This window comes from Rhodocyclus purpureus, from assembly GCF_016653115.1.
Classification (GTDB): domain Bacteria; phylum Pseudomonadota; class Gammaproteobacteria; order Burkholderiales; family Rhodocyclaceae; genus Rhodocyclus; species Rhodocyclus purpureus.
In genome coordinates, this window is record NZ_NHRX01000003.1 from 1 (window position 1) to 2,886 (window position 2,886).

Here is a 2,886-nt window from a genome sequence, read left to right on the forward strand (position 1 = left end):
CTGATGCCGGTCGAGTCGACGATGATGGTCGCCATCCCCGAACTCGACGGCGCCACCGGCTCGATGGTCTTCGGCGGCCGCATCGCGCAGGGCGTCGGCCGCTGCGCCGGCTGCACCAAGAACTGCGAGCTGCCGACCGATCCCGACGTCGAGCGCGACATGAACGGCTGCGACGAGCGCATCGACGTGCTCGCCGACCGCGTCGCGCGCCAGGTCGAACTCAAACGCCTGCCGCGTTCCGAGCGCAAGGTGGCGATCGTCATCTTCAACTTCCCGCCGAACGCCGGCAACATCGGCACCGCCGCCTTCCTCTCGGTGTTCGCCTCGCTGCACAACACGCTGACCGCGATGAAGGCCGCCGGCTACAAGGTCGAGGACATCCCGGCCAACGCCGACGAGCTGCGCAACTCGATCATCGTCGGCAACGCCGCGACCTTCGGCGCGGATGCCAACGTGCACACGCGCATCCCCGCCGACGAGCACGTCCGCCGCGAGCAGTACCTCGCCGAGATCGAGGCACAGTGGGGCCCGGCGCCCGGCCGCCAGAACAGCGACGGCTCGAACATCTTCATCCTCGGCCGCCAGTTCGGCAACGTCTTCGTCGGCATCCAGCCCTCGTTCGGCTACGAAGGCGACCCGATGCGCCTCCTCTTCGAGAAGGGCTTCTCGCCGACGCACGCCTTCTCGGCCTTCTACCGCTACCTCAGGGAAGACTTCGGCGCCAACGCCGCCTTGCACTTCGGCACGCACGGCGCGCTCGAGTTCATGCCCGGCAAGCAGACCGCGCTCTCGTCCTCGTGCTGGCCCGACCGCCTGGTCGGCGACCTGCCGAACCTCTACCTGTACGCGGCCAACAACCCGTCCGAAGGCGCGATCGCCAAGCGCCGCTCGGCAGCGACCCTGATCAGCTACCTGACGCCGCCGATCGCGCAGGCCGGGCTCTACCGCGGGCTGTCCGACTTGAAGGCCTCGCTCGAACGCTGGCGCGCCTACTCGCCGGAAGAAGCCGCCGCCTCGCCGGAGATTCCCGACCTCGTCGCGCTGATCCAGATCCAGGCCGCCGCCGTCGATCTCGCCGAAGCCGAACCGTCGTGGCCGATCGACCTCGACGAGCTGACCCCGCGTCTGGCGAAGCTCCAGGAAGCGATCGTCGAACTCGAACAGACGCTGATCCCGCACGGCCTGCACGTGGTCGGCGTCGCGCCGAGTCGTGCCGAGCGCATCGACTTCCTGCGCGCGCTCGCCGAAGCCTCGCACGGCACCGTGATCCCGGCCGAGGTGATCGCCGAACTGGTCGACGGCGAGACGCCCGAAGGCGTCGCCGCGGCGTTTGCCGCGCTCACCGGCAAGCCGGTCAGCCACGATGTCGTCACCGTCTTGAAGGAACTGCAGAAGACAGACCGCATCCTCGAACAGGAGCACGAGATCAACGCCATCCTGCGCGCGCTCGACGGCCGCTTCACGCGTCCGGCGCCGGGCGGCGACCTCGTGCATACGCCGGCGATCCTGCCGACCGGACGCAACCTGCACGGCTTCGACCCGTTCCGCCTGCCCTCCACCTTCGCGCTGATGGACGGCGCGCGCCAGGCGCAGCGCCTGCTCGACCGCCACCTCAGCGAAGGCAACCCCTTGCCCGAGTCGATCGCGCTGGTCCTGTGGGGCTCGGACAACCTGAAGAGCGAAGGTGGCCCGATCGGCCAGGCGCTGGCGCTGATGGGTGCCGAACCGCGCTTCGACACCTTCGGCCGCCTCGGTGGCGCACAGTTGATCCCGCTGGAGAAGCTCGGCCGCCCGCGCATCGACGTGGTGATGACCCTCTCCGGCATCTTCCGCGACCTGCTGCCGCTGCAGACGCGGCTGCTGGCCGAAGCCGCCTACCTCGCCGCGATCGCCGACGAGCCGGAAGAGCAGAACTTCATCAGGAAGCACGCGCTCGCCTACCAAGCCCAGCACGGCTGCGACATCGAGACCGCGGCGCTGCGCGTCTTCTCCAACGCCGATGGCGCTTACGGCTCGAACGTGAACCGCCTGATCGACAACGGCCGCTGGGAAGACGGCGACGAACTGGCCGAGACCTACTCGCGCCGGAAGTGCTTCGCGCATGGCCGGAAGGGCAAGCCCGTGCAGCAGGCGGCGCTGCTGCAGAGCGCCTTGGCCGACGTCGAGCTCACCTACCAGAACCTGGAATCGGTCGAGCTCGGCGTCACCACGCAGGACGTGTACTTCGACACGCTCGGCGGCATCAGCAAGGCGGTCAGCCGTGCCCGCGGTGGCAAGGCGGCGCCCGTGTATATCGGCGACCAGACGCGCGGCGACGGCGTCGTGCGCACGCTTGGCGAGCAGGTGGCGCTGGAGACGCGCACGCGCATGCTCAACCCGAAGTGGTACGAGGGGATGCTGAAGCACGGCTACGAGGGCGTGCGCCAGATCGAGGAGCACGTCACCAACACCATGGGCTGGTCGGCGACGACCGGCGAAGTGGCGCCGTGGGTGTATCAGCAGATCACGCAGACCTACATGCTCGACCCGGAGATGCGCGAGCGCCTGGCGCAGCTGAACCCGACCGCGTCGGCCAAGCTCGCCAACCGCCTGCTGGAAGCGCAGCAGCGGCAGTACTGGTCGCCCGACGAGGACGTGCTCGAAGCCCTGCGCCGCGCAAGCGAGGATCTGGAGGATCGCATCGAAGGCGTGGACATGGGGATCGCTGCCTGACCTTTGGCTGTGGGAGCGCCTGTGGGAGCGGCGTAAGCCGCGAACGTGTGCGGCCGAGGATGCATTGCAGACTCGGCAGCGCCCTGTGAGCCAGTTCAGCAAGGCCGGGGAGAGGCAAGTAGGCGTGGCAGCGCACGGCGAGCAGGACGCCGGGCGCTCCTCATGGCTTCACAA

At 68.8% G+C, this 2,886-nt stretch carries 1 protein-coding gene; it reads left to right on the top strand.

What is annotated here, in order from left to right; all coding sequences use genetic code 11:
* Nucleotides 1-2,712 (top strand): magnesium chelatase subunit H (locus CCR84_RS00145; protein ID WP_201208912.1); only part of this gene is annotated, 2,712 nt, incomplete at its 5' end.
* Between the last annotated feature and the right edge of the window lie 174 nt (nucleotides 2,713-2,886).